Origin of the sequence: Arthrobacter sp. FX8, assembly GCF_026723805.1 — a bacterium.
Taxonomy (GTDB): Bacteria; Actinomycetota; Actinomycetes; order Actinomycetales; family Micrococcaceae; genus Arthrobacter.
On sequence record NZ_CP113505.1, the window covers coordinates 1,930,842 to 1,948,654 of the forward strand.

General features: G+C 68.5%; 12 protein-coding genes, 2 tRNA genes and 1 pseudogene. 5 read left to right on the forward strand and 10 right to left on the reverse strand.

The features are described 5' to 3' along the window. Positions 1–7: 7 nt before the first annotated feature. The 4 genes and pseudogenes from OUO20_RS08860 to OUO20_RS08875 all read right to left on the reverse strand — a co-directional run bounded on the left by OUO20_RS08860 (position 8) and on the right by OUO20_RS08875 (position 3,842). Positions 8–1,622, reverse strand: a pseudogene (locus OUO20_RS08860) (GTPase). Beyond that, the gene (locus tag OUO20_RS08865) at positions 1,619–3,385 is read right to left on the reverse strand and encodes a dynamin family protein (protein WP_442781119.1); all 1,767 of its coding nucleotides are present in this window, start codon (positions 3,383–3,385) and stop codon (positions 1,619–1,621) included. The pseudogene OUO20_RS08860 and the gene OUO20_RS08865 overlap by 4 nt, the downstream one beginning before the upstream one ends. A 180-nt stretch (positions 3,386–3,565) precedes the next feature. Further along, a tRNA-Glu gene (locus OUO20_RS08870) sits at positions 3,566–3,641 on the reverse strand. Positions 3,642–3,770: 129 nt separating this feature from the next. Next, positions 3,771–3,842, reverse strand: a tRNA-Gln gene (locus tag OUO20_RS08875). Positions 3,843–4,144: 302 nt separating this feature from the next. On the opposite strand from OUO20_RS08875, the gene OUO20_RS08880 reads away from it, so the two are divergent. Further along, the gene (locus OUO20_RS08880) at positions 4,145–5,749 is read left to right on the forward strand and encodes a hypothetical protein (RefSeq protein WP_268003248.1); all 1,605 of its coding nucleotides are present in this window, start codon (positions 4,145–4,147) and stop codon (positions 5,747–5,749) included. An 88-nt stretch (positions 5,750–5,837) separates the two neighbouring features. Here the strand turns inward: OUO20_RS08880 and OUO20_RS08885 are convergent, their stop codons facing one another. The 6 genes from OUO20_RS08885 to OUO20_RS08910 form a co-directional block, all read right to left on the reverse strand. After that, positions 5,838–6,578: an HAD family hydrolase gene (locus tag OUO20_RS08885; RefSeq protein ID WP_056387906.1), complete on the reverse strand. Its 741-nt coding sequence runs from the start codon at positions 6,576–6,578 to the stop codon at positions 5,838–5,840. Beyond that, complete coding sequence (gltX, locus tag OUO20_RS08890) at positions 6,578–8,092, reverse strand: glutamate--tRNA ligase (RefSeq protein ID WP_018768325.1); 1,515 nt, start codon at positions 8,090–8,092, stop codon at positions 6,578–6,580. Before gltX ends, OUO20_RS08885 begins: the two co-directional genes overlap by 1 nt. A gap of 56 nt (positions 8,093–8,148) precedes the next feature. Further along, positions 8,149–8,925: a fumarylacetoacetate hydrolase family protein gene (locus tag OUO20_RS08895; RefSeq protein WP_018768326.1), complete on the reverse strand. Its 777-nt coding sequence runs from the start codon at positions 8,923–8,925 to the stop codon at positions 8,149–8,151. A gap of 10 nt (positions 8,926–8,935) precedes the next feature. Next, positions 8,936–9,757 carry an MBL fold metallo-hydrolase gene (locus tag OUO20_RS08900; protein ID WP_056387908.1) on the reverse strand — a complete coding sequence of 274 codons (822 nt, stop codon included), beginning with the start codon at positions 9,755–9,757 and terminating at the stop codon, positions 8,936–8,938. Positions 9,758–9,973: 216 nt separating this feature from the next. Beyond that, complete coding sequence (locus OUO20_RS08905; protein WP_018768328.1) at positions 9,974–11,086, reverse strand: branched-chain amino acid aminotransferase; 1,113 nt, start codon at positions 11,084–11,086, stop codon at positions 9,974–9,976. A 104-nt stretch (positions 11,087–11,190) separates the two neighbouring features. Continuing rightward, the gene (locus tag OUO20_RS08910; protein WP_018768329.1) at positions 11,191–12,243 is read right to left on the reverse strand and encodes a 3-isopropylmalate dehydrogenase; all 1,053 of its coding nucleotides are present in this window, start codon (positions 12,241–12,243) and stop codon (positions 11,191–11,193) included. A 150-nt stretch (positions 12,244–12,393) separates the two neighbouring features. Here OUO20_RS08910 and OUO20_RS08915 point away from each other — a divergent pair, with 150 nt between their 5' ends. The 4 genes from OUO20_RS08915 to OUO20_RS08930 all read left to right on the forward strand — a co-directional run bounded on the left by OUO20_RS08915 (position 12,394) and on the right by OUO20_RS08930 (position 17,733). Further along, positions 12,394–13,587 (forward strand): sensor histidine kinase, encoded by a 1,194-nt coding sequence (locus OUO20_RS08915; protein ID WP_056387910.1) that lies wholly within the window; start codon positions 12,394–12,396, stop codon positions 13,585–13,587. A gap of 2 nt (positions 13,588–13,589) precedes the next feature. Next, positions 13,590–14,318 carry a response regulator gene (locus tag OUO20_RS08920; RefSeq protein ID WP_268003249.1) on the forward strand — a complete coding sequence of 243 codons (729 nt, stop codon included), beginning with the start codon at positions 13,590–13,592 and terminating at the stop codon, positions 14,316–14,318. A gap of 101 nt (positions 14,319–14,419) precedes the next feature. Continuing rightward, complete coding sequence (locus tag OUO20_RS08925; RefSeq protein ID WP_268003250.1) at positions 14,420–15,196, forward strand: ABC transporter ATP-binding protein; 777 nt, start codon at positions 14,420–14,422, stop codon at positions 15,194–15,196. 2 nt (positions 15,197–15,198) lie between these two features. Beyond that, positions 15,199–17,733: an FtsX-like permease family protein gene (locus OUO20_RS08930; RefSeq protein WP_268003251.1), complete on the forward strand. Its 2,535-nt coding sequence runs from the start codon at positions 15,199–15,201 to the stop codon at positions 17,731–17,733. Positions 17,734–17,813: the final 80 nt, after the last annotated feature.

The following is a 17,813-nucleotide window of genomic DNA, read 5'->3' on the forward strand; positions in this document are numbered from 1 at the left end:
AGCAGCCCTACGGCCCCATGGCCTTCTTCAGCGCCTTGTTGAAGGCTGCCAGCCTGGCAATCTCCTCCTCCACGGGCGCCACCACCAGCTCCTGCGCCGCCGCTGCCACGGCGCTGTTCAGCCGCCGTCGTGCCCTTGCAGCCCGCGCCCGGGCAGCACCGGACGCAATGAAACGGCCGGTGACCGCCAAAAATATCCCCAGCACCAGGCCGAAGGCGATCATCAGGGTGGGTACCGGCCAGCCTTCCGCGCGTGGAACTTCGGGCACCGGCAGCTGCAGGTAGGCCAGTCCGGCCAGGACGCCAAGCCAGCCCAGGCCGCCCAGCACCGTCAGCAGCGCCAGCCACTGAACCACGTTGAAGGCACCCCACCACCACGCCTTGCGGTTGGCCCCGATGTCGGTCCCGGCGATGGCCTGGTCCAGGGCGTCGGGCAGCCGGTCCCGGCCGGCCCTGGCCCTCCCCTAATCGCTGCCCGCCAGGGTCCCGGAGCCCCTCGCTGGCCGCGTCCGCAAATTCCCTGACGGCAGCGTCCGTCCGGGCCCGCTCCGGCGCGCCGGCGGCCGGCAGGGAGGTCCGGTTCAGCCCGGCAGGTGAATCCCTGCGGAGATTGAGGCGGCGCAGCGGGTCCGGGCGGAACCTGGAGAGCCAGCGGGTGACGGGCCAGCCGGTGCGCCGGACGGACTCCAGCCGGTAGGACTGGCCGACGGCCCGCACCACGGCAGGCACGTTCGCTGCCACAGCCAGTTCGCCCGCGAGCCGGGACCTGGCGGCCGGCCGGACCCCTGCGGCGACGCCGTCCCCGGAAGCCTGCCGCAGGTCCTGCCCGGCCTTAGTGATATCCGCCTCCAGCCGCCGGGACTGGGCCTGGCGCTGGACGGCCACCTTCCGGATCGCCGCCCGCACTTCCCCGATCCCCGCCCCCGTCACCGCCGATGAAGGGAGGACCCGCACCTGTCCCAGCCCTTCACCTGCAAGGATTGCGTGCAGCGAGTCGAGCACGGGCTGCACATCGTGTTCCGGGAGCCGGTCCACCTGGTTCAGGACCACAAGCGTGACGGCCCCGTGCGAAGCGTGCGGCGCCAGGAACCCATGGTGGACGGCAGCGTCGGCATACTTCTGCGGGTCCAGCACCCACACCAGGACGTCCACCATCCCCACCATCCGCTGCACGATCCCGCGGTTGGCTGCATGGGTGGAGTCGAAGTCAGGCAGATCGAGCAGGATCAGCCCCGTCTGTTCGTCGGCGAAGCCGTCCACCGGCGCGGCGTGATGCCGGTTTCCAACTTCCAGCCAGTCGAGGAGGGCTTCGCTGCCTGCCGCTCCCCAAACACCTGCCAGTGGTTCCGATGTCGTCGGACGGCGGGCCGCCGCCGTCGCGATCTCCGCGCCGCTGACCGCGTTGAAGAGGGAGGACTTGCCGCTTCCGGTGGCCCCGAAAAATCCCACCACGGTGTGGTCGCCGGACAAGGAACGGCGGGAACTTGCGCGCTCCAGGACGTCGAACACGTCCTGCAGCGCCTGGTCCGGCAGGACCCCCTCCCCCAGCTCCCGGGCGTCCTGGAGCGCCTGGAGCCGGGCGTCCAGTTTGGAGGACGCGTGTGCCCCGCTGTGGCGGCTCACGCGCTCTCCGCCAGCCGGGCCAGTTCCCCGGCCTGCGCAGCAAGGCGTTGTGCGAGGGCGGGATTGCCTTCCGGCAGCCGCTGCAGGAACTTCTCCTGCTCGTCTGCCAGCAGGCGCCGGCACCGCGTGGCCAGATCTTCACGGGCTTTATCAGCCATGCGGCGCACGGCGTCCTCGCCGAACACCGCTTCCAGCAGGCGCTGGCCCACGACGGCGGTTCCGCCCGCCACGCCGATCTCCAGTCCGGTCAGGCCCGCAGTCATCGAAAACACCACGATCATCAGCGCGGCGCCGAGGCCGTTGATGCCAAAGGACAGCCACCGGGCCTGCGTCCGCCGTCCCTGGCCTTCCGTCCGGATCAGCTCCATCAGGGCTTCCTGCCACGCCCGGATTTCCGCTGCTGCCCGTTCGGCGAACCCGGGCGCCGTCCCCGACAGGTCGTCCGGACCCAGCAGCTGCCGCCCCGCGGGGTCTGAGCGCCACCGCTGGTCGGTGTCCTCCGCTGCGTTGGCTGCCTCGTCCACAATGACGGCCTGAAGCCCGGTTTCGATGGCCGCCTCAACCCCGACGGCCGGTGCCGGTTCACCGCGGAAGAAGGCCCCCAGCCTGTCCCGGAACCGCCCCACATTCTGCTCAAGGGCGCGGAAGAATTCACCGGTGCCCACAAAATCCTGCCACCGGGCCAGCACTTCGCCCCGGAGGAGTGCACCGTCGCGGGTGGCATCAAGGATCCGCTTGGCGGCATCCGCGTAAGCCGCCACGGCGTCGGCCTCAAGTCGCGAGGCGGCCAGCTCCTGCTCACGGACGGCGCCGGCGATATCCGGAATCCGATGGGCCAGGGCGCGGACGGTTCCATTCAGGGTCCGCCGTGCGACGGCGGCCCGGCCGGCAGCATCGGCGGCCAGGGCACCAAGCCAGTCCCGCAGCTCATTGACAGCGCCGGGAGGCAGCATGCCGTGCGGATCAAGGACCGTCTCGGCGATGATGAACAGCCGGCTCCCACCGAGCCCCTCCCGGTCGAGCAGGCCGCGGAGGTCCTCGCTTACCTCCGCCTGCGCGCCCGGCGGCACCCGGTCCAGCACCACTGCCACAGTAATGTCCCGCGCCGCCGCGTCCAGGAGGAGCTTCCAGGGAACGGCGTCCGCGTACCGGTTGGCTGTGGTGACAAACACCCACAAGTCCGCGGCGGCCAGCAGTTGCCCGGCCAGCAGGCGGTTTTGGTCGGAAATGGAGTCAACGTCCGGGGCGTCAAGGAGTGCGATGCCGGCCGGAACCGCCGGATCGGCCAGCAGCACCAGCGAAGCGGCGTCGCGCGGCTCCGGCATGGCGCCCGCGGCGGCCGGAGTGCCGGCGAGGGTACCGCGGATCCGGCTTAGCCCGGGCAGGACCCGCTGCCCTTCAAACCATGTTCCCTCTGCGGGGTTGTGCAGCAGGATGGGCTGGCGGGTAGTGGGGCGGATGGCCCCGGCCCGCGTGACGGGATGCCCCACGAGCCCGTTCACCAGGGTGGATTTGCCGGCACCGGTGGAACCGCCGACGACGGCAAGCAAGGGGGCGTCCAGGCTCCGGTACCGCGGAAGGATGTAGTCGTCCAGCTGCGCCCTTGCGGCCGACGTTTCGCGGCGTGCCTGGTCCGCGCCCGTCAGCGCGAGCGGCAGCAGCACATCGTCCAGGCCGCCGCGGATCTCCTCCAGCAGGGTCACTGCCGCCATGGCGTGCGGCACCGGCGGGATGGGGCGGCCGTGCTCGTCATGGGAGGTCACAGCTACATCATGCCAGTTGAGTAGGGGGCGCGAAGTTCCACCGCGTGTCGTCCCCAGCAGGGAATTCCCCCGCAGCAGGACGATTTTCTTCGAAACGACAGGCGGTCTCGTCCGGCTGGAGGGGAACCGGCCTGATGCTCATAAAAAATGGCCCCGGGCTAATGCCCGGGACCATTTCGATGGTGACCCCAGCGGGATTCGAACCCGCGTTACCGCCGTGAGAGGGCGGCGTACTAGGCCGCTATACGATGGGGCCAGAGTACTTCCGGCAGCGTTTCCGCCGCTCAAGCTCAGTGAGTATTTCACACACTTTGCCGTGGTTTCAAATCGGCGAACCGAGTGGAAACCTACTGAATTCCAGCTGAAGCCAGCTTTCAAATCAGAGCTGGGATACCAGGACTCGAACCTAGAATGACGGTACCAGAAACCGTAGTGTTGCCAATTACACCATATCCCAATGGCACTTTCGGGCCGGTTTTCAGGGCTTTTTCCCTGCTCCGTGCGCCTCAGCACGAGAAATTACTTTACCCGAGACTTTCGGCTCGCACAAATCGGGATCGACGAAGTCGCCGGCAGCCGCATGGACTTCTCCATGCGGGCCCTTGCCCACGCTCCCGCCGTATGGTTACCCTCGAGTAAGTTACCCATCAGTAACATCTTCCCGTCCCGCTATCCGGGCACCCCCACGAGGAAACAGGATGGCCCTCCCACCAACGGTTTCGACCACCGGGCAGCGTCGCCCGGTGGCCCAGTTAGGAAGTGTCAGCGTTGACAACCCGCACAGAATCCATCGCAACAGCCAAGCCCAAAACCCGGTCCCAATCCATCGCCATCACCGCACTGTCCCTGCTGCTGGCTCTTTTCCTTGCGGTTTATACCTTCCTCACGGGCCAGATCGCCAACGGTGCCGCGCAGCTGATGGACGGAGCAGAGCAGGCTGCCGCGGGGGCCAACCAACTCAAAGACGGTTCGGGCCAGCTGGCAGCAGGAGCAGGGGCCGCGAACAAAGGCGCGGCGCAGGTGAAGGACGGCTCGGACAAGGTCAGGGACGGCAGCAGCGAATTGAATGCCGGCGCCGCGGCCCTGCAGTCGGGGGCCGGCCGGATCTTCTCCGGAGTCCGCGACCAGCTGGCACCAGGGGTGGACAAGCTGCACGCCGGTACCACCAAGCTGCAGAATGATGTGCTGAACAAGCTGGTACCGGGTGTCTACCAGGTGGACGACGGCGCACGGAAGCTTCAGTCCGGCGCCGTCGCTCTTTCCGCTGCGCTAACCCCAACGGCGTCCGGAAACGCACCCAACAACCTTGCTGACGGCGCGGGCCGGATCGCTGCAGGCACGGGCCAGCTCGCCGCAGGTGCCGGCGATCTTGATGCCGGCGCCACCAAGCTGCGCAGCGGGACCGCAGCGCTGAAGGACGGCACCGGCCAGCTGGCAGCCGGAGCAAACCGGCTCAAGGGTTACCCGGGTGCCGGCAACGACCCCGCACAGGGCGACGGGCTCGCCGCACTCAGCCAGGGACTGGACCAGCTCGAAGCGGCAGCGAACGGACCGCAGGGCCTGGTACCCCTTGCAGTGATCAAGGACCAGATAGCCAAGCTGGCCGACGGCGGCCGGAGGGCCTATGCCGGGGCGGTACAGCTTGACGCCGGCGCAGCAAAGGTCAACGGCGGGGCCGGGGCCCTGGACGACGGCGCCGGGCAGCTGAAGACCGGAACGGGCAGGCTGGCCACGGGAGCCGGCGAGTTGAACGACGGCGCCGGACGGTTGAAGGCGGGCTTTGCCACCCTGGCGGAAAAGCTCAATGCGACGGATCCGCAGAACCCGGGCGTGGTGCTGGGCACGTCGATGCTGGCCGAGGGGACGGCGAAGATCCGGGTGGGGATGGACGGTTTGCCGGGCGACCCCGACCGTCCCGGCCTGATCTACGCCGCCAACAACCTCCAGGACGGCACCACCCGGCTCAGCGCGGGCATCAACGGCGGCGGCGACCCGGCGAACCCGGGCCTGCTGGCGGGAACGGAAGCCCTCTCCGACGGAACCGTCAAGCTCAGCAGTGGGACGGGCCAACTGGAATCGGGGTCCGCACGGCTCGCCGAAGGATCCGGTCAGCTGGCCGATGGCAACGGCCGGCTGGACGACGGTTCCGGCAAACTGGCGGAAGGCGCCGGCAAGCTGGCGGACGGCAACGCGAAAATCGCTGCCGGCACGCAGGAGCTGCACACGAAAGTGGCGGCAGTGTCGCCGTCGTCCTGGCTGGACAACCCGGGCATCGCCCTGCTGCTGATCGCGCTGCTCGTGGCCGCCGCCGTCGCGGCCTACCTGCTCCTGCGCCGCCGTGCCGCGGGCCTGCGGGCCCCCTGACAGCTGACGCAGACAGGCCGGGACCGCGGCCCTGCAAAAAGGGGGCCGCGGTCCCGGCCTGCAACGCCTATGTGGCCGGCTGGTCCGGTTAGGCCAGCAGTTCCTCCAGGGAAGCAACCATGCTGCCCTCGAAGCCCTCCACAACCTCACCCACGCGGTTCAGCCAGACGCCCAGCAGCCCTGCCGCCGTCGAACCCTCCGCATCCAGCAGCCGGTTATCGCCCACGTACAGCGTTTCGCCCGGGGCAGTGCCCAGCAGCCGGACGCCCTCAAGGTACATGGCCGGATCGGGCTTGGCCACGCCAAGCGTGTCCGTGCCCACCAGGTGCGTGATCCGCTCCAGCCCGGCCCCGTCCAACTTGGCGCGCTGGTAGTCATGGACGTTGTTGCTCACGGCGCCGTAGGGCACTCCCGCATTGTCCAGGACGTCCAGGAGGGGCAGCACATCGGGGAACGGCTTCACGTACGCGGGCTGCTTCTCCATGTAGGCCGCCAGCCACCGGTGCGACTCCTCGCCCTCGCCCAGGTCAACGCCGAAGTGTCCCAGTGCCGCACGCCCGCGGAGCAGGCGTTGTTCGTTGAACGTCAGCTCGCCGGCCAGGTAGCGGTCGTAGAAGTGGGTGGTCTCGTGGGTGAAGATGCGGCCGAACCGCTCCCACCCGGCCTGGTCCAGTCCGGGCAGGAGGTGTTCGCTGACCTCGCGCAGCGCGGTGGTCATCGAATACTCGAGGTCCACCAGGGTGTCGTCAATGTCGAACAGGACGCCCCGGACACGGCCGAAAGGTGTCTCCAGTATGCCGGCTCGGGCCGCTTGGCTGGGAGCGGTCATCAGCCGCGGAAGGCGCGGAGCCGGCGCAGGGAGGACTCCTTGCCCAGGATCACCATGGACTCAAACAGCGGCGGCGACACGCGGCGGCCGGAAACGGCCGTGCGCACCGGGCCGAAGGCAAGCCTCGGCTTGATGCCCATGTCCTCCACCAGGGCCTGCTTGAGTGCGGCCTGGATGTTGTCCGGCGTCCATTCCGCCACCGGTTCCAGCGCGGCGATGGCGGCATCAAGGACCTCGGGAAGGTTGGCGGGAAGGCCTTTGCGTGCGTCGTCGGCGATGTCGATGGCGTCATCGGCCTTGAACAGGAACGCCAGCATGTCCGGGGCTTCGCCCAGGAGCGTGATGCGTTCCTGGATCAGCGGCGCCGCCTCGGTGACGATTTCCTCTTCGCGGTCTGTCAGGATCTCCCCCACCAGGCCTGCCTCGCGCAGGTAGTGCGCAACGCGGTCACGGAACACCTTGGGCTCGAGCATCCGGACGTGGGTGCCGTTGATGGCCTCGGCCTTCTTCAGGTCGAAGCGGGCCGGGTTGGCCAGGACGTCGTGGACGTCAAAGTGCTCCACAAGCTGCTCCACCGTAAAGATGTCCTCGTCCGCGCTGAGGGACCAGCCCAGCAGGGACAGGTAGTTCAGCAGCCCTTCCGGGATGAAGCCCCGCTCCCGATGCAGGAACAGGCTGGACTCGGGGTCGCGCTTGGACAGCTTCTTGTTGCCCTGGCCCATGACGTAGGGAAGGTGGCCGAACTCCGGCATGTACTCGGCGACGCCGATGGCGTACAGCGCCCGGTACAGGGCGATCTGGCGGGGCGTGGAGCTGAGCAGGTCCTCGCCGCGCAGCACATGGGTGATGCCCATCAGAGCGTCGTCCACCGGGTTGACCAGCGTGTAGAGCGGAGCACCGTTGGCCCGCACCACGGCGAAGTCAGGGACGGAACCGGCCTTGAACGTGATGTCGCCGCGGACCAGGTCGGTGAACGTGATGTCCTCGTCCGGCATGCGCAGGCGGAGGACAGCCTGCCGGCCCTCCGCCCGGTACTGCGCCAGCTGCTCCTCCGTCAGGTGCCGGTCAAAGCCGTCGTAGCCAAGCTTCGGGTCCCGTCCGGCCGCGCGGTGGCGCGCCTCGATCTCCTCCGGGGTGGAGAAGGACTCGTAGATGAACCCGCCGTCATGCAGCCGCTTGATGACGTCCTGGTAGATGTCGCCGCGCTGGGACTGCCGGTACGGCTCGTGCGGGCCGCCGACCTCAACGCCCTCGTCCCAGTCGATGCCCAGCCACTTCAATGCGTCGAGCAGCTGGTGGTAGCTTTCCTCGCTGTCCCGCGCCGCGTCCGTGTCCTCGATGCGGAAAACCAGCGTGCCCTTGGTGTGGCGCGCGTAGGCCCAGTTGAACAGGGCCGTCCGGATCAGTCCAACGTGCGGGGTACCCGTGGGCGACGGGCAGAAACGGACCCGGACGGGCGTCTCGGCGGTAACGGGCGGAATGGCTGCGGCGGGTGACGAAGAAGCGATAGTCATAGTGGCTTCAACTTTACCCGCCTGGCCGGGTCCGGCCTTCCGCCGGCCGGACAGGCCTAGCGGCGGACGATGGGGTTGGAAAGCCGTCCGATGCCCTCGATTTCCACCTCGAAGCGGTCGCCCTCTTTGACCAGGCCCACGCCGGCGGGCGTGCCGGTCATGATCACGTCGCCCGGCAGCAGGGTAAACGCCTGCGATACCACCGACACCAGTTCGCGCACGCCGCGGATCATCTGGCTGGTGCTGCCGTCCTGGCGCACTTCACCGTTGAGCCTGCCCTGGATCCGCAGGTCCTCCGTGTCCAGGTCGGTCTCGATCCAGGGCCCCAGCGGCGCGGAGGTGTCGAAGCCCTTGGCGCGGGTCCACTGCAGGTCCGTTTTCTGGACGTCGCGGGCCGTGAGGTCGTTGCCGCACGTGTAGCCGAAGATGACATCGTCCACGCGGTCTTCCGGCACGTCCTTGCAGATCCGGCCGATCACCACGCAGAGTTCAGCTTCGAAGGAGACCTCTTCGGAGAACTCCGGCAGCACTACGGGGTCGTTGGGGCCCACGACTGCGGTGTTGGGCTTCAGGAAGAGCAGCGGCTGGGCGGGGACCTCGTTGCCGAGTTCATGGGCGTGATCCACGAAGTTCCGGCCAACGCCGATCACCTTGCTCCGCGGGATGATCGGCGCCAGCAGCCGGACGTCCTCCAGCTTGTGGCGCACGGATGTGCGCTCCACGCCATGGAAGAAGGGGTCGCCGTGGATGACAGTGATTTCCTCACTGCCCGGTTCACCTTCCACAACGCCGTACAGGGGATCGGAATCGACTACAAACCTGGCAATACGCATGGCTCCTACCCTACCGTCCCGCCGGTGCCGCCTGGCCCGCGCTGCCGCCACCGCGCAGGTAGGACAGCTGCGCGGCCACGGACAGCTCGGCGGCACGCCGGACGGAAGGCTCGACGTCGGAATAGACGGCGTCGGCCACCTCCTCCGCGGCTGCGTCCTGGCCCAGCCGGTCCAGCGCGGCGCGGATCTGCGCCAGCCGTTCTTCCCGGTGTGTCCGGTAGTCCCGTGCGATGGCTTCAAGGGAGGGCAGCACCGGGCCGTGGGCCGGGAGGACGGTTGCGGGCCCCAGCGCTTCGAGCCGGTCCAGGGATGCCAGGTAGTCGCCCAGCGTGCCGTCCGGATAATCCAGGACGGTGGTGCCGCGGCCAAGGACGGTGTCGCCCGTCAGCACCGATCCATGGTCCCCGTCCGCAGGCAGGTGGAAACAGACGGAGTCTGAGGTGTGGCCGGGCGTGGCCAGGACGACGATCTCCAGCCCTGCGGCCTGGATCACCTCTCCATGGACCAGCGGCACTCCCCCGCCGTGGCAGTGGCCGGGCTCCGCCGCCCGGACCGGCGCGCCCGTCAATTCATGCAGGCGGGCGGAACCCGCCGTATGGTCCGCGTGCCGGTGGGTCACCAAAATCAGTTCGACGGCGGCGGTCCCGGCCAGTGCGTTCAGGTGCGTTTCGTCCCGGGGACCGGGATCCACGACCACCACGGAGGAATGGCCGGGGGCACGCACGAGGTAGGAGTTGGTGCCGTCCAGGCTCATGGGGCCGGGGTTGGGTGCCAGGATGAACTGTGTGAGCCCGGAGCTGCGCTGCAGCCGGGGGCCGGAAACTGAAGTCACCGGTCCATCCTTGCATCCGGCGCTGCCCCACCCCAGCCCCGCAGCGCGTCGGTGTGCCGGCATCCACCCCGCAACAGTCAGCAGCTTGTTCGCACAACCACGCCTTCAAGGTCAGGATCTGCGAACCAGCCCAGGAATGCCTGTTGGCCGGAACGCAGGACGGCGCCTGCCGGACCCAAGTCCGGCAGGCGCCGTCGTACATTGAAAACTGCCAGGCTATGCCAGGCGGGTCAGCCAGCCGTGGGTGTCCGGCTCCGTGCCCGTCTGGATGCCCAAGAGCTTTTCGCGGATGGCCATGGTGGTCTCCCCCGCCTTGGCGTCCTCGGAACCGATGAACTCGGTGGCGTCCTTGAGGACTCCGATGGGAGTGATGACGGCTGCCGTGCCGCAGGCGAACACTTCGGTGATGTCACCGGAGGCCACGCCGTCACGCCACTCGTCAAGGGTGATCTTCCGCTCGGAAACCTCGCGGCCCATGTCCTTGGCCACCTGGATGACGGACATCCGGGTGACGCCTTCCAGGATGGTCCCGGTGAGCGCGGGCGTTACCAGCGAGCCGTCCTTCATGACGAAGAACACGTTCATGCCGCCCAGTTCTTCCACGGCGTTGTCGTTGGCCTGGTCAAGGAACAGGACCTGCTTGCACCCGTTGGCCTCGGCCTCCTGCTGCGCGATCAGCGAAGCCGCGTAGTTGCCGCCGCACTTGGCGTCGCCGGTGCCGCCACGGCCGGCGCGGGCATACTGCCGGGAGATCCAGATGGACACGGGCTTGAGCTCGCCGCCGAAGTAGTTGCCGGCAGGCGAGGCGATCACCCGGAAGGACACCTCGCGGGCGGCGCGGACGCCCAGGAAGGCCTCGGTGGCGATCATGAACGGCCGCAGGTACAGGGCCTCGCCGTCGCCGGAGGGGACCCACTCCTTGTCCACTGCCACCAGTTCGCGGATGGCGCCGAGGAAGTACTCGGCCGGCAGTTCCGGAAGGGCCAGACGGCGGGCGGATTTGTTCAGCCGCGCCGCGTTCGCCTCCGGGCGGAAGGTCCAGATGGACCCGTCCGCGTGGCGGTAGGCCTTCAACCCTTCGAAGATCTCCTGGCCGTAGTGGAAGACGGCGGCGGAAGGATCCAGGACGATCGGACCGTAGGGTTCGATCCGGGCATCGTGCCAGCCGCCGTTGCCGTCCGCGTCCACGCTGTAGTCCACGATGGCGGTGTGGTCGGTGAAGTAGTTGCCGAATCCCGGGTTTGCCAGGATGGCTGCACGCTCTTCGGCGGACTTCGGGTTGGCCGAAGGCTGCCGGGTGAATTCGACGCCATGGGCGGTCTGGGTCATGGTTCCTCCACGATCGGCCGCCACCTCGTTCAGCGCTGAACGGCGGGGCGGCATTTGGTGATTCGAGACAAGCTTACGCCCGATGCCGGATGCCCCGGCGCGGGCTAAAGGCCGGCGGTGATGGCGTCGCCCACGGCCGTGGTGCTGCGTGCGGTGCCGTCACGCTTTTCGACGTCGGCAACCACGGCAGCTTCAATCCTGCGGGCGGCGTCCGTGTAGCCCAGGTGGTCCAGCAGGAGGGCCGCGGAGAGGATCGCCGCGGTGGGATCTGCCTTGCCCTGGCCGGCGATGTCCGGCGCGGAACCGTGGACCGGTTCGAACATGGAAGGCGCGGTGCGGTCCATGTTGATGTTGCCGGAGGCGGCCAGGCCGATGCCGCCGGTGATGGCAGCGGCGAGGTCGGTGATGATGTCGCCGAACAGATTGTCCGTGACGATGACATCGAAGCGGGACGGGTCCGTGACCATGAAGATCGTGGCGGCGTCCACGTGCAGGTAGTCGTGAGTGACGTCCGGGAATTCCTGGGCGACGGCTTCGACGGTGCGCTTCCAGAGGTGGCCGGCGAAGACCAGGACGTTGTGTTTGTGCACCAGGGTGACGTGCTTGCGTTCCCGCGCGCTGGCGCGTCGGAAGGCGTCACGGACCACGCGCTCCACGCCGTGGGCGGTGTTCAGGGAAACTTCGGTGGCTACCTCGTGCGGGGTGCCCGCACGCAGGGTGCCGCCGTTCCCGACGTAGGGCCCTTCGGTGCCTTCGCGGACCACGATGAAGTCGATGGTGCCGGGGTTGGCCAGGGGGCTGCCGACGGTACCGTAAAGCCGGGAAGGCCGCAGGTTGACGTAGTGGTCCAGGCTGAACCGGAGCTTGAGGAGCAGCTCACGCTCGATGATGCCGGACGGGATCCGGGTGTCGCCGGGGGCGGCGCCCACCGCGCCGAAGAGGATGGCGTCGCGGGTCTTCAGGTCGGCCAGGACGTCGTCCGGCAGGGTCTCGCCGGTGCGAAGCCAGTGCTCGGCGCCGAGCTCGTAATGCGTGGGCTTGAGCTCCACGCCCTCCGCCGCAACAGCCTTTTCCAGGACTTTAAGGGCCTCGGCAATGACCTCGGGGCCGATGCCGTCGCCGGGAATAACTGCAAGATCGATGGAGGATGCGCTCATGTCTTCAGGGTAGCCAGACCATCCATATGCTGGTCAAGCCGTCCCATATTCCGGACACCGGGTCCGTCGGCGGCGTTGGAGTCCCGGACGTGTACAGCGATCAGCCCCAGGCATGAGGCACCCGCCACCGCATCAGCATAGAGTTTCGGGGTGGAATTACGGCACAAGGCTTATCACTGGCTCCGGGTCAACACCTTCCGGGTGGACCTGGTCCTCATGCTGGCGCTCCTGCTTTTCTGCGGCCCGGTGTACCTCATCGCGGACCGACCCTGGCACTTCGTGCTGTCGAGCGCACTGGTGGTGCCGCTGGCATGGCGACGCACCCGGCCGGTGCCCGCGGCGGGCGCCATTGTGGTGGCATCTCTGGCGTTATGGGCATCCGGGCTGGAGCCCCTGGCGGGATTGATGGCTGTTCCGCTGATCATCTATGCCGTTGCCGCCTACGGTCCTGCCCGGGCCAGCCGGTCGGTCCTGGGCCTGGGCCTGCTGGGCGGCGTGCTGCTGACCACCCGAAACCTCAGCAGCACGGCCCAAACGGGCGTGCTGGGCCTCACCATTAGTGCCGTGTACACCGTACTGATCTGGATGCTGGTGTTGTTCAGTTGGACCCTCGGGGACCTGACACGCGTCCGCCGTCAGCAACTGCAGACCCTCGCGGACCGTGCCCGTCGGCTCGAAACCGAACAACAGCAGGAACGCTCCCTGGCCGCCGCCGATGAACGCGCCCACATTGCCCGTGAGATGCACGACATCGTGGCGCATTCCCTGTCCGTGATCATCACCCAGTCCGACGGTGCACGATACGCAGCGGCAGCCAACCCTGCCGTGGCCACGGAAACGCTGGCCACCGTCGCCGCCACGGCACGGGAATCGTTGGCGGAAATGCGCCGGCTGCTGGGTGTGCTGCGGCACGGCGATGAGTCCACCACCCGCCCGTTGCCCGGACTTGTGGACCTCGATGAGCTGTTCCTGGGGTTCCGTGCGGCCGGCCTGCCGCTGGACGTCGAACGGCTGGGATCGCCGCGGCGCACCCTGCCTCCGGGCGCCGAACTCACGGCATACCGGGTCCTCCAGGAATCCCTGACGAACGTCCTCAAGCATGCAGGTCCGCGGGCCCGGGCCCGGGTTTTGGTGCGGTGGCAGCCACGCGGGCTGCAGCTCGAAGTGCACGACGACGGCCGGGGCGCTGCTGCCCATCCGGCGGTGGGTGCCGGGGAAGACGGCGGTAACGGGCTGCGGGGCATGCGGGAACGGATCAGCCTTTACGATGGTTCGTTGGCGGCCCGCCCGGCCGCGGGCGGGGGCTTCCAGGTTTCGGCCTTCCTTCCCTACACCGAGGCTTGAGCATGACATTGCCACTAGACCGTGACACAACCGCTCCGATCCGAGTGGCGCTGGTCGATGACCAGCAACTGGTGCGGTCGGGATTCAGAATGCTGATCAACTCCCAGCCGGACCTTTACGTCGTGGTCGAGGCCGGGAACGGGCTCGAGGCACTCCAGGCCCTCGGAGCAGCAGCCGCCGACGTCGTCCTGATGGACGTGCGCATGCCGGGAATGGACGGCATCGAGGCCACCCGCAGGCTTATCGAACGCGCCGCTTCCGCCCCCGCCGGGTCAGCCAGGGCTGAACTTCGCGTCGTGGTGCTCACGACCTTCGATCTGGACGAGTACGCACTGGCGGCAATCGAAGCCGGCGCCAGCGGTTTCCTCCTGAAGGACGCCCCGCCGGAGGAACTGCTGGAAGCCATCCGCACGGTGCACCGCGGGGACGCCGTCATCGCCCCCTCCACCACCCGCCGGCTCCTGGACCACGTAGCTCCGCTGCTGCGCGCGCACGGCAACGAACGGCCCGAGGACCACGAGGCCGTCGAACGGCTCACAGCCCGCGAGCGCGAAGTGTTCACCCTCATGGCACAAGGGCGATCCAACCCTGAGATCGCGGCAGACCTGTTTGTCTCCGAAGCAACCGTCAAAACGCATGTAGGGCACATCCTGGCCAAGCTTGGGGCACGGGACCGGGTCCAGGCAGTCGTGCTCGCCTACGAGACCGGGGTTGTCACTCCCGGGGGCTGACGCCTGGCGCGGTCGTCTCAGACCTGGGTATGAGGCCGGCCCCGGCAGGACCAGACCACCGGCCGATCCCCGGGCGCCGGGTGCGGCCATAGCGTGGAAACATGACAACTTCCGCGCATGCCCATACTGCTTTTAACAGGCAAAACATCACCTCCGCTCCCGCCGTGCAGGCCCTCTCCCTGGCCAAGACGTACGGCCGCGGCGCCACCCGCGTCAGCGCCCTGCGTGAGGTCAGCGTCACATTCGATGCCGGCCGCTTCACCGCAATAATGGGCCCTTCCGGCTCCGGAAAGTCCACCCTGATGCACTGCCTCGCCGGCCTGGACACCGCGGACTCCGGACGGATCCTGGTGGGCGGGACGGACATCACGGCCCTGAACGACAAGCAGCTCACCACTCTTCGCCGCGACCGGATCGGATTTGTCTTCCAGGCCTTTAACCTCGTGCCGACGCTGACAGCCGAACAGAACATCACGCTGCCGCTGGCACTGGCAAACAAGGCCACCGACGCCGCCTGGTTCGACACAGTGGTGGCCACGCTTGGCCTTAAGGACAGGCTCCGGCACCGGCCGCACGAGCTCTCCGGCGGTCAACAGCAGCGGGTGGCCGCGGCCCGGGCCCTGCTGACCCGGCCCGACGTGGTGTTCGGGGACGAACCTACCGGCAACCTTGATTCGACCGCCGGCGGCGAGGTCCTGGCACTGCTGCGCCGCAGCAGCCGGGAAATGGGCCAGACGATCATCATGGTCACCCACGATCCGGTGGCGGCCAGCTACGCCGACCGCGTGGTCCTGATGAGTGACGGCGGTCTGGTGGGCGAGATCGCCGAGCCCACCGCCGGGTCCGTCCTCGCTGCCCTCGGCAAGCTGGGAGGCTGATCGTGCTGCGCGTTGCCTTCTCGCAATTCCAGTCCCACAGCCGCCGGTTCATTGCCGTCGGCCTGGCGGTGATGCTGTCAGTGGCGTTCCTGTCCACCACCCTGATGATGGGGGCGAGTACCCGTGCTTCGCTGGGTGCCAGCCTCGGAGAGGCTTACAGCAAGGCCGGCCTCATCGCCACCCCGGACACGGGAACCTTCAACGATGCCGCCCTGGCAGCAGTCCGTGCGGTACCTGGCGTGACCGAGGCCTATGGCCGGATGGAGGCGTACACCGAGTTCACCGCCGGCGGCCAGGAGGTGTTTGCGCAGGCCCGGAACCTGGCGCCGATGGCCTTGGAAACCGCGGCCGTGACCGACGGCGCCCTCCCGGAGAGTGCTGACGGCGTTGCGGTGGACGGGGCTGCCCCCGCCCGCTATGGGCTGCGCATCGGCGACTCCCTGACCCTCAGGGCCCCCGGCGGCGCCACAACCGTGGCCATGACCGTCACCGGGATCCTTCGCGGCAGCAACGACCCCTTCACCTCTGCCCTCCCGCAGATCGTCGCCGGGACACCGGCCGTCAGTGCCCTGGCAGCCGGTGCCCGGGACCCGCAAGGTGGTACCGGCGCCGGCGCCGGCTACGGGACCATCCAGTTGGCCCTGGCTTCAGGCATCGACGCCGCCACAACCAGCAAGAACGTGCTGGCGGCGCTCACCGGCGTCGGCGCCGGCGCGCAGGTCAAAACAGCAGACGAACAGGTCACCGCCCAGGTGGCGATGATGACCGGAGGCCAGGATGAACTGACAATCATCCTGCTGGCGTTCGCCGGGGTCGCCCTGATTGTCTCCGGCCTGGTGGTGACCAACACCTTCGCGGTGCTGGTGGCCCAACGCACCAGGGAACTGGCGCTGCTCAGGTGCCTGGGGGCGTGCCGGAGCCAGGTACGCAACTCGGTCCTGGCCGAAGCCCTGGTGGTGGGCCTGGTGTCCTCTGCGGCTGGTGTGCTCGCCGCCGTCGCCCTGATGGCTGCCCTGATCGGCTGGGCCGGGACGCAGCCGGACATGGCGTTTGCCACCATGGCCGTCCCGTCGTCGTCCGTCATTGCGGGGCTGGCAGTAGGCACATTCCTGACCCTGGGCGCCGCCCTGGTTCCCGCGAAAGCTGCCACGGCCGTGGCTCCGCTTGCTGCCCTGCGGCCGGCTGACGATGCCGGAATCGGGAACCGGCGCGGCCGAGTGCGACTGGTGCTGGGCCTTGCCGCCCTTGCCCTTGGTATTCCGTTGCTGGCCCTCGGCGCCGCGGGCGTGATGCTGGTGGTGGCCTTCGCCGGCGGCGTGCTCTCCTTCGTCGGAGTCCTGCTCTGCGCCACCCTGTTCGTCCCGCAGCTGGTGGGCCTGGCGGGACGGTTGGCCTCCCCTGCCGGCGTCCCCGGGAAGCTGGCCGCACTCAATGCCGTCCGCAACCCGGCCCGGACTTCCGTCACCGCTGCCGCCCTCCTGATCGGCGTCACGCTGGTGTCCCTCATGATGACCGGGGCTGCCACTGCCCGCCAGGCGTTTGATGACGCCCTCGCCGGTACCTACCCCGTGGATATGGCCATCACCGGGGGTGCACTGACAGCCCTCGAGCGTGACGCAGTAGCACGGATCGACGGCGTCGCTACTGCGGCCTTGCTGCCGGTAGCAGGCACCATGGCCGGCGAAGGCATGGACAGCCCCGTCTATGCCCTCGACGCGGCGGAGGCCGGCCGGCTGCTCCGCGACACCACTATTACCCTTGAACCGGGCAGGATCTACCTGCCCGAAGGCTCCCCGGCCGGATCCGTTGAGGTCAACGGCGCCGCCGGACGGGCCACCTTGGAAGCCGTGGTGCTGCGGACCCGCAACATCCCGGCCCTGGTGTCCACCGACACCGCCCGCCAGTCGGGCCTGACGGGCAGTGGCGTTGCCCCAACAGACAGTGCGCGGACCGATGGCACCGGCCCCGCGGCCAGTGCCGTCTGGCTGCGCCTGGCGGACGCTCCCGGCGGCGCACCGCTGTCCGCAGACCGGATCAAGGACATCCAGTCCGCTGTTGCCCAGGCAGCAGGCGTGTCCGCGGGTGCGGTCAGCGGCGCCGCCATAGAGCGGGTCACCTTCAATGAGGTCATCGACGTACTGCTCCTAGTGGTCACGGGCCTATTGGGGGTGGCGGTGCTGATCGCGCTGATCGGCGTGGCCAATACACTGTCGCTGTCCGTGCTCGAACGGACCAGGGAGAACTCCCTGCTCCGGGCGCTGGGCCTTACCAAAGGCCAGCTGCGGGGCATGCTGGCCCTTGAGGCAGCCCTGGTGGCCGGCGTCGCCGCAGTGATTGGTGCTGTCCTGGGCAGCGTCTATGGCTGGCTGGGGGCGCGGTCCGCCCTCGGCAGCCTGGCCGAGGTCACACCCTCCGTCCCTTGGCTGCAGTTGTTGGGGGTACTGGCCGTGGCCGTGGTCGCCGGCCTGCTGGCGTCGGTCATTCCTGCCCGGCGTGCGGCACGGCTGTCGCCTGTCCAGGGGCTTGCCGCCGCATAGCCCGCCGACGGCCGGGCCCGGGCGCCGGAACGGGAAAGGGCAGGTGGCGCGGAAGTCCGCCTCACCTGCCCTTTCGTGCG

Bases quoted from the DNA above. Each gene is read 5' to 3' on its own strand.
- OUO20_RS08885 (WP_056387906.1), bottom strand. From the start codon at position 6,578: ATGACCGCTCCCAGCCAAGCGGCCCGAGCCGGCATACTGGAGACACCT.
- OUO20_RS08895 (WP_018768326.1), bottom strand. From the start codon at position 8,925: ATGCGTATTGCCAGGTTTGTAGTCGATTCCGATCCCCTGTACGGCGTT.
- OUO20_RS08910 (WP_018768329.1), bottom strand. From the start codon at position 12,243: ATGAGCGCATCCTCCATCGATCTTGCAGTTATTCCCGGCGACGGCATC.
- OUO20_RS08920 (WP_268003249.1), top strand. From the start codon at position 13,590: ATGACATTGCCACTAGACCGTGACACAACCGCTCCGATCCGAGTGGCG.
- OUO20_RS08905 (WP_018768328.1), bottom strand. From the start codon at position 11,086: ATGACCCAGACCGCCCATGGCGTCGAATTCACCCGGCAGCCTTCGGCC.
- OUO20_RS08925 (WP_268003250.1), top strand. From the start codon at position 14,420: ATGACAACTTCCGCGCATGCCCATACTGCTTTTAACAGGCAAAACATC.
- gltX (WP_018768325.1), bottom strand. From the start codon at position 8,092: ATGACTATCGCTTCTTCGTCACCCGCCGCAGCCATTCCGCCCGTTACC.